This is a genomic window from Pseudomonas sp. FSL R10-1350, from assembly GCF_009600525.1.
GTDB lineage: Bacteria > Pseudomonadota > Gammaproteobacteria > Pseudomonadales > Pseudomonadaceae > Aquipseudomonas > Aquipseudomonas helleri.
In genome coordinates this window covers 1-9,182 of sequence record NZ_WIVR01000104.1, presented here as the reverse complement: position 1 = coordinate 9,182, position 9,182 = coordinate 1, and the positions used below count along the sequence as shown (strand labels likewise).

Genomic DNA, 9,182 nt, shown 5'->3' with positions numbered 1-9,182 from the left:
GAAAACGGGCTCGGCCACGTCAGGCGCTCGGCGCGGATGCACGCGGGCAGCAGGTCGAGCTGACGCTGGCCGCCAAACACTTGAGCAGCACTCAGCAAGGCCCGGCGCGCATTTTTGCCCAGACCGCTGAAGCCGTCTTCACCGATTCCCACAACTGTTAGCCAGGGCGACATGCCAATCCTCATTTCAAACAGCGGTTCGTTCATCCGGGATCAGGGCAAAAGGCCTGCGGATACAGGCCGCATGATAGCGCGCCTTGGCCCCCTAACTAAGTAGTGCCTTGCAACACTGTGGGCAGCGTAGCGTTCAGGGATATGCCTATCCCTATTGCGAGCTTAACCATGAGCACCCCTTCTTTGCCTTTTTATGCCCCGCAAGCGCTGCACGACACGTACCTCAAAAGCCTCGACCTCGCCCAGACCAAAGGCATTATCAATGCCGACGAAAAAGAGCGACTGGGCTCGCTGCTTCAAGACGAAACTGGCGCCAGAGCGGTTTATGCGTTTTACCCGATTGTGTCCCGCGATCATTACCGCCCGGTGCACTGGGTTGCCGGGCTGATTCTCAGGCTGGACCTGGCGCCGGCGTCGGCTGTGTTTTTATTCACCGCGCTCGGCAGGTTTGAGCGCTTCGCCACCAAAAGCGCGTTGCGTACCGCATTGCAGCTGCTGTTGGACAGCCCCCAAGAAAACGACGAGCTGCTGCGATTTTGTCCCGTCGATGTGCGTCCCTATTTAACCCAAGCAGGCTATTTTTCGCTGGTTACACGGCAAGTGTCGGGACTTGTCATGACCGGTGTCAGCCAAGCCATAGAGAGCTTTTTGCGCAATTGTCAGGAGCAAACGCTGCAAGCGCTTGTGGAGCTGCCGACACTTCGTTCGGTGCTTGATGGCAACGTGTCTTACGCGGTGAGTAACCAATTTCGCGGACCTCATTTTGAAGTCTTGAAGCTTCAGGTACGTAGCACTCGGTTGGGGAGCAGTGCGTTGACTGAGGGCGATGTGACTACCGCGAGCCTGAGTACGATAGCGCTGGATTACTACCTGCAAGGAGGCTTTGCGGCGCACTACCGCCGTGAATACCTGGGCCTGCCAGCGGCGATAGCATCACTCAGTTACAGCGAAATAGAGCAAGGCTTTGAGCGTGCACTGAAGCAGGCCACTGAGGATTTGGCAGGCAGCATGCAGCGTTCTTTAAACCGTACATGGCAGCCAGCGTCGCTGCCGCGACGTGCGCTGTATGACTATTGCGTTGCTCGCCAGGCCGATATGTTTTATCAGCAGACGGTGCAAGCCCTGCATGAGCAGAAGGTGACGGCAGCGCAATTTGCTCAGTTGCAGCACGTGCTTTCAGGCACCTTTAAGGACGTGCAGGCACAGGTTGCGCGGTTGGCTGTGTTTGACCCCGACAAGGGCGAGGTCGGCTTGTCCGGTGTGTTCTGCATCTTTTTCCCGGGGCTGAATTCACCCGTTTTTTTATTTGGCGGGGCTGAAGGCCTCCAGCAGTTTGAAACACGTGCCCGGCTTAAAGACGCGATATTGTCGCCGTTGAGAGCCCCCGCCTTGTATGACTCCATTGCCCGTTATGCCGCGCTGGACCAGCAAGCGTTGCTCGCTGGTATGCAGGAGTTGCGCCTGAGTGTCGAAAACATTGACGCGGATGTATTCGGCTTTTGTGTGCAGGCCATTCACAAGAAGCAGGCCAGCGATGTCGACTTCTTGTTGAAGGAGTTCAAAGCCCGGCGTATTGCCCTGGCGGGGGTCGATCATGCGCTGGATGTACGCGAGCTGATTGATCAGGGGCTCTTGGCGCTGAGCCCACCGGAGCGCTGGAGCAGCCGCTTCATGCGTCACGCACATGAGTTGACCCTTACCCCGCGCAGCAAGGGTGGCCAGGCTGATCTGTTGAGTGTGAAGCTGCCCAGACTAGAAGCCCAGGTGGATGAGCTGTTACGTGATTGGCCTACCGTTTGGGCCGTTGCAACGGCTCGCCTGCAAACGCTGCTGGTTTCCCATGGTCATGCCCCCTCGGATGTGCACCGGCTTGTGGTTCAAGTGTTTGATCAAGCGCCGCAGCCGGGCGTTGTACCCGTTCGCTCACTGTCGCTGGTCGAGGCGCTGTTGGAGCGGGTGACAGGTTATCAGCCGTTGCCGCAGAACCCGGATCTGATTCAAGTCTTCATGCAGCCGTTAGCTAACGGAGAGCTCAAACCGACCCGGCGATTGGCCGCAACCAAGCTGCTGACGCTGCTGGAACAAGCGTCGCCGTCATTTGTGCAACTCATGGTGCAGCGCCAGTGGGCTTTTTTTCACGCCCCGTATCCAGAGCAGAGTCCGGATGCGCTGGTAGACAGGCTCAGCACCATAAGAATGGTCATGTTGCGGGCTGAATTACGCCTGCTGAGTCTGGAAAACCATCTTCAAGCCACTGAACGGGCTGTGCTTGGCGTGGTATTGGGTTACCCGATCAGTGATCAGCGCCCGGCGCTGGATCAATTTGTGCCGGATGTGTTTGCGCTGACCGCGTCGTTCGAAGGGGTTGCAAGCGCGCTGGACATCACCAACTGCTTACTGTTTACCCAGCGTGGTGGCCTGGAGTCAGACGCTGCAGGGCGTGCCGTGTTCTGGAGCCCGACTTTGGGCTTTGAAGGTTTTGCCTCAGTGGATGCGTGCAAGGCTATGCTCGAAGCCCGCCTGATGGACAAGGGCTTGCGTTGGGGGCTACTGACGCATGTGAATGCCTCCGATCAGGCGCGGGTTATTCGTTATCTGGAGGGCACGCCACAGTGGCAACCGGCCGGGCAAAATGGCTGGTTTTACTTCGAGCGCTTTGAGGAGGACTTCGCTCGTCAGAGCCAGAACACGGTGATCAACCAGTTGCTGGCCGATACCCGACATGTGTGCAGCCTTGCTGTGAAAACGCCATTTTCTGGTCAGGGATTTGAAAACAGTTTCAAGAGCCTGCTGGTGGCTGGCAGGGCAGGCGTGCAAGTGGCGCGTGTCAGTGAAATGGCGCGCCTGCAATGGTTCAAGGCTTCGCTGCCTGAGTGGTTGAAGTCTGCCAGCGCCGTCGATCAGAAGGCCTATGCCGACGTTCTGCAGCGTTATCAGCACAGCACAGAGGCCGTGCAGAGTTATCTGCACAACATCCCGCAATTGTCGGTGTATTCCAATGCATTGCTGACGGCGCGTCTGGATCTGGATTTTCCGGGCGCCAACCTGAACCCCGAGGCTATTGAGATTGCCATCGACACGTACCTCGCGGGCCCCGTACCGGTCGGCAGCACGCCGTCATTTCTACCTGCTGCGACCACGCACAGTGTGCAGTCACTCACTCAGTTCGCCTTGAACGGGCTGCATCGCATTAACCAGGGTGTGATGTTTGTGCGGTTGCGAGAGGGCGGCGCGCTGCCCGTCGCTTTGAATGCGCTCTATGTGCGCCGCTTGGTGCGGGAACTGGACCTTGGCACACATTATCAAGACCTTATAAAAACCATGCTGGCGCCTGGCCGGGAGGGTGTTGCCCTGCGTCAGCAGCAGTTTGCCGAACAACTGGCCGTGCAGATGCTGGAGCAGGCCATGCGACAAAAACTGCAGGACCCGGAGTTTGAAACCGCCTACCGCTACATTTGCCATGTCATCAGCATGCCTGACGGCGCGGCGCGTGAGGCTCTGGACCAGGTATACATCACCGTGCGGCCCTTTGAATTGATCGAAGAGCCCGGCGCCGACCCGGATCGAGTCAGGGGCGTCTATATCATTGGCCCGGTGGAGCCAAAGTCAGGCCCACAAGTTCTCTGGATCACCTACAGCGAGCGCTTTACCTTCAAGGCCTACGCCAATGACGCGGCCTTGCTCGCGGATCTGGGCGTCAATACAGAGCTTCAGGCCGACATACTGCAACGCATCGCGCCCTATACCCGCAAAGTCTATGACCATGGCGGCTTTGTCGAGCCGCATCTGGCGCGTTATGGGGACTCTTCGCTGAACTGGCTGTTGCTCAAGGCCTTGCCGCCGACTCTGGCCAGAACCCCGATTGCCGGCAATCTCTTCAGGGTGATGTACAAGGACAACTACGAAGCATTGCTAACAATGGCTGCGGCGCAAACTGAAACCACTGCGCAGGCAGACTGGGAGGCGTTCAAGTATTTGATGTCGCTTGTTATCACCAGCGCACTGATGTTCCTGCCCGCCAGGCTCAATATTCCGTTGGTGGTCTGGCAGTCACTGGGCTGGTTGTCGCAAGGGGTCGAAGCCGCAAAAAAAGGGGATTGGGGCGAATCCGTGGCCGAGTTCGCAACCATGCTCTTGCTGTGTGCCAGTGGTTATGGCGTGTCACGCCCGTCATCGGCCAGCCATGCGCCAGTTGAACCAGTCGTCGAACCGGTTCGCCTGACAGCACAGCAACGTGCCGGGCTGGAACCCTTTCAGGTGCATGACGTGACGTTGCTGGATTTGCGCACAGAGCCGCAGACGCAATTGTTCAGCCACCCGCAGACGAAGTTGCACTATGTGCATCTGGATGGCTGCCTGTTTCGGGTGCAGGCGTGGCGCAATCGTTGGCGTATTGATATTGGCGAGGGGCGTGATGGCCCTCTGATTAAGCTCAATGCGCGCAAGCTCTGGGAGCTGGATCCCAATGAGCCGCTGCTCGGTGGCGGGCCGGTCATGTCGACCACGGCGGCGTTGGCCGATCGCATCACCCATGAGATCCAGGCAACGGGCATGGGCAGCATCCAGCGTCAGTTCCCGGATAAAGCCCTGGCGATCCGCGACGCCCATGGGCAAGCCGTCACTTATCTTGAGCGTTGCCAGAATGCCCTGCACACATTGAACGAACCTGGTGCCGGCAATGCCGCGCATCGCGAGTTGATCAAAGAGTTTTTTGATGTGCCCAGCCTTGAACCGCATCTGCTGGATCGGCTGAATCACACCATAGAACCGATGTTGACGCGGTTTCTGCACCCTGACTTGTCGCCACTGACCTCCCGCCGCTATGTGGTGTGCCGCTCGCGTTTCAACGACAAGGCGGTGGCCTGGATTCATCGCTGGGACACCGACAAGCGCTTGTTCCTGAGTGAGCGTTTTTTCACCACGCTGTTCGACACGCCTCAAGCCTTAAGCCATCCGTACCTCAAACCCACCGACCCGCCGTTTGCCGTCAATGCGCATTACCGCGCGTCTTTTCTGCTGCACGAAGTCAGCCATGGGGTGCTAAATACTGAAGACATCAACTACCTGAACCCCGGTTTTCCTTACGACGATCTGTTGGATGACACCACCGAGTTTGGCAATCAGCTCAAAGCGTTTAACCAAATTATTCAGGAGTGCCACTCACCTCACTTGCAGCCTGAGTATCTGTTTCAGCAATTTGATGTCGAGAGGCACACCTGGGCGGATATTCCGAGCAATCCGGGCAAGGCCAAGGTCAAGGCGATTACCGGGGTGCAGACCTTGGCTGAAGCGCGGTCGATCTTTACCGATGACCCGGTCAAACGGGTCGAGTTGATGCTGGCCAATGCCGACACGGTGGTGCTGTTGATCACTCGATTGGGGCGTGTGCAGCCGGTTGTGCCTGAGATGAGCAAGTCGGTCTAGGCATTCCGTCCGGCAAGCTTTTCATGCGGTTGCCCAAAGCAGGCATAATGCGCGACCTGCAATAGCGCATTGCCTGCTCTGGACCGACACGTGCCCCTGCCATCTGAACTCTCAGCGACGTCTCCTGTACGCCCGACCGGGTGCCCGGGGTTGTTGCGCATCGTCCAGGCGATGGACGGCGGGATCTGCCGGGTCAAACTGGCGGGCGGCGTGATCACTGCGCAACAGGCGCGCGCCGTGGCCGACGTGGCGCAGCGCTATGCCAGTGGCGTGATTGAAGCCACCAATCGCAGCAACCTGCAAATTCGCGGGGTTGGTACTGAGCATGCCGCGCTGATTGAGCCCTTGCTGGCGGCGGGGCTTGGGCCTGCCAATGCGGCCAGTGACGATGTGCGTAACCTGATGCTCAGCCCGACGGCCGGGATCGACCCGTATCAAACCATCGACACCTGGCCTTTGGCGCGACAGATTCTGGCCAGCCTTGAGAGCACCCCGCGTTTTGCCGAATTGTCGGCCAAATTTGCCGTGCAACTGGATGGCGCGGAAGCCTTGGCGATGCTGGAACATCACCATGATCTGTGGCTGTCGGCGTTCGTGTGCAACGGCCAAACCCTGCTGGCGTTTGGCCTGGCGGGTTGCCCGGCGCACGATGCGCCACTGGGGGCGGTGCCTCTGGAGCACGGACATGAGCTGGTGATGGCTGTGCTCACGCTGTTTCTGGACATGGCGCGCCCTGAGCAGACACGCATGCGTCATCTGTTAAAAGACCTCTCGGCGGCTGATTTTGTTGAGCAACTCGCGTTGCGCATGCCGGTACCCATTGCCCCGCTAACAGACTGGCGGCGTGACCGGCCGGTGCTGCAAAGCCCGATCGGCACTTATCCACAGCGTGAGCGCGGGCGTGTCCATGTAGGCGCCGCGCTGGTGCTGGGGCGACTGGATGCCGCGATGCTCAACGGCCTGGCGCAACTGGCCAGCGAGTATGGCAATGGCACTTTGCGCTTTACCCCTTGGCAAAGCGTGTTGCTGCCAGATGTGCGGGCCGAGGACGCGCCGTTGCTAACCCAGCACTTGCACGCATTGGGCCTGCTCTGCGAAGCGCAAGACCCGCTGGCCCACCTGATTGCCTGTACCGGCTCCAGCGCTTGTGCCAAGGGGCTGGCGGACACCAAAGCGGATGCACGGCACCTCGCGACGCTGTTGTCACAGCCGCAGACGATTCACCTGACGGGCTGCCAGCGCGCCTGTGCGGCGGCCCATGTGGCGCCGGTCACCTTGCTGGCCGTGGCGCCCGGTCATTACGACCTTTATTTACGCGCACCAGAGCATGCCGGTTTCGGTGTTCTGCGCGAACGCAATCTTACTATTGAAGCGGCGGGTGCTTGGCTTGAAGCCCGCCAACGGAGCAACACCGATGATTGATTACATCCGCGACGGTCAAGAGATCTATCGCAATTCGTTCGCCATTATTCGCGCCGAGGCCAACCTTGAGCACATCCCGGCGGACCTTGAAAAACTGGCCGTTCGGGTGATTCATGCATGCGGGATGGTCGATGCCGTCGAAGACCTGTGCTTCTCGCCGGGTGCCGGCAAAGCCGGGCGCGATGCGCTGGCCGCTGGCGCGCCGATCCTGTGTGATGCACGCATGGTGCTGGAGGGGGTGACGCGCACGCGTTTGCCGGCCAACAACGCAGTGATCTGCACCCTCAAAGAAGACGGCGTTGCCGAGATGGCCCGCGAGGCGGGCAACACCCGCTCTGCTGTCGCCCTGGAACTGTGGCGCCCGTACCTGGAAGGCAGTGTGGTGGTGATTGGCAACGCGCCGACCGCGCTGTTTTACCTGCTGGAAATGATCGATGCCGGGGCACCGAAGCCTGCGCTGATCCTTGGTTTCCCGGTGGGCTTTGTCGGTGCCGCCGAATCCAAGGCCATGCTCGCCGCAGACAGCCGTGGCATACCGTTCGTGGTGATGCAGGGCCGTCGTGGCGGCAGCGCGATGGCCGCTGCTGCCGTTAACGCCTTGGCAACGGAGATCGAATAATGGCGCAACCAGGACGTTTGATCGGTTTGGGTGTGGGCCCTGGCGATCCCGAGTTGATTACGGTTAAAGCCTTGCGCTTGCTGCGCGAGTCGCCGGTGGTGGCGTACTTTGTGGCCAAAGGCAAAAAAGGCAACGCGTTCGGCATCATCGAAGCCCACCTGCAAGCGGCGCAAACGCAAATGCCGCTGGTGTACCCGGTGACCACCGAAGTGCTGCCCGAGCCGCTGTCGTATGAGCAGATCATCAGCGACTTCTATGACCAGGCCGCCGAAGAAGTGGCCGAGCACCTGCAGGCTGGCCGTGACGTGGCGGTGATCTGCGAAGGCGACCCGTTTTTCTACGGCTCTTACATGTACCTGCATGATCGCCTGGCTGAGCGTTTTGAAGCCCAGGTAGTGCCGGGCGTGTGCTCGATGCTGGGTGGCGCGTCGGTGCTGGGCGTGCCGTTGGTGTACCGCAACCAGAGCCTGTCGGTGTTGTCGGGCGTGCTGCCCCACGATGATCTCAAGCGTCGCCTGGCCGATGCCGATGCGGCGGTGATCATGAAGTTGGGCCGCAACTTTCATAAAGTGCGCGAAGTACTGGCCGAGCTGGGCCTGGCTGACCGTGCGCTGTACGTTGAGCGCGCGACCATGAGCAATCAGAAAATCGTCCCGCTCAATGACGTAGACCCGATGTCTTCGCCTTATTTCTCGTTGATCATCGTGCCCGGCGAACGGTGGCAAGGATGAGTCGCCCAGCCCCGGCCATTGTGATTTTGGGCAATGGCAGCCTGGCCACGGCGCGACGCATCCAGCAGCTTTATCCACAGGCCGTGATCCATGGCCTGGTGGATCGCGTTGACGGTGCGGATCGTACTTACAGCGATTTTGGTGCCAACCTGCGTCAGTTATATCAGCAGGACACGCCGATTATTGCGCTCTGCGCGGCAGGCATCGTGATCCGCACCCTCGCGGCCTTGTTGCTGGAAAAAGGTGCCGAGCCGCCGGTGCTGGCGGTTGCCGAAGACGCCAGCGCGGTGGTGCCGTTGCTGGGCGGGCTGGGTGGCGTGAATGACTTGGCGCGTACTCTTGCGGCGGGTTTGGGGGTGGCGCCTGCCATCACCACCAGCGGTGAGCTGCGGTTTGGCACCTGCTTGCTGAACCCGCCCAGTGGCTATGCCTTGGGCGATCTGGAGCTGGGCAAACGCTTTGTTTCGGATTTGCTGGCTGGTGAGCCGGTGCGCATTGAAGGCGAGGCGCCCTGGCTGGCACAGGCGCAATTGCCCGAAGACCAGCAAGCGCGTCTGGCGATTCACGTGGGCCATGCCGAGCGTGAGCCGTCTGCCAACGAGCTGCTGATCTACCCGCGTAGCGTCCTGCTTAAAGTCACGCAGGAAGTGTCGGCGCAGGTTCTGCGCGACGCGTTGCATGAGGCGAAATTGGCCTGGCAATCGCTGGCCTGCGTGGTGGCCGATGACCGGATGATGGCCAGTGCCGGGCTGCGCGAGGCGGCCCGCGAACTGGCGGTGCCGCTGCGTTTTGTCAGCGCGGATGAGCCCGTCG

Annotated in this window: 4 protein-coding genes and 2 pseudogenes; 5 read left to right on the top strand and 1 reads right to left on the bottom strand. The window is 59.9% G+C overall.

From position 1 onward, the window contains the following. Positions 1-173 (bottom strand): annotated as a pseudogene (locus tag GHO25_RS24605) (cobalamin biosynthesis bifunctional protein CbiET); the annotation flags it as partial. A 168-nt stretch (positions 174-341) separates the two neighbouring features. Here GHO25_RS24605 and GHO25_RS24600 point away from each other — a divergent pair. The 5 genes and pseudogenes from GHO25_RS24600 to GHO25_RS24580 all read left to right on the top strand — a co-directional run. Next, positions 342-5,597 (top strand): dermonecrotic toxin domain-containing protein, encoded by a 5,256-nt coding sequence (locus GHO25_RS24600; protein WP_153393064.1) that lies wholly within the window; start codon positions 342-344, stop codon positions 5,595-5,597. A gap of 90 nt (positions 5,598-5,687) precedes the next feature. Continuing rightward, on the top strand, positions 5,688-7,019 hold the full coding sequence (cobG, locus tag GHO25_RS24595) for a precorrin-3B synthase (RefSeq protein ID WP_323368942.1): 1,332 nt from the start codon (positions 5,688-5,690) through the stop codon (positions 7,017-7,019). Further along, positions 7,012-7,638 (top strand): precorrin-8X methylmutase, encoded by a 627-nt coding sequence (locus GHO25_RS24590; protein ID WP_048366522.1) that lies wholly within the window; start codon positions 7,012-7,014, stop codon positions 7,636-7,638. Before cobG ends, GHO25_RS24590 begins: the two co-directional genes overlap by 8 nt. Continuing rightward, positions 7,638-8,369, top strand: coding sequence for a precorrin-2 C(20)-methyltransferase (locus tag GHO25_RS24585; protein ID WP_048366521.1), 732 nt, complete (start codon positions 7,638-7,640; stop codon positions 8,367-8,369). The genes GHO25_RS24590 and GHO25_RS24585 overlap by 1 nt, the downstream gene beginning before the upstream one ends. Continuing rightward, positions 8,366-9,182, top strand: a pseudogene (locus GHO25_RS24580) (cobalt-precorrin 5A hydrolase); the annotation flags it as partial. The gene GHO25_RS24585 and the pseudogene GHO25_RS24580, both read left to right, overlap by 4 nt.

Coding starts and splice junctions, on each gene's coding strand:
- GHO25_RS24590 (WP_048366522.1), top strand. CDS start 7,012: ATGATTGATTACATCCGCGACGGTCAAGAGATCTATCGCAATTCGTTC.
- GHO25_RS24600 (WP_153393064.1), top strand. CDS start 342: ATGAGCACCCCTTCTTTGCCTTTTTATGCCCCGCAAGCGCTGCACGAC.
- GHO25_RS24585 (WP_048366521.1), top strand. CDS start 7,638: ATGGCGCAACCAGGACGTTTGATCGGTTTGGGTGTGGGCCCTGGCGAT.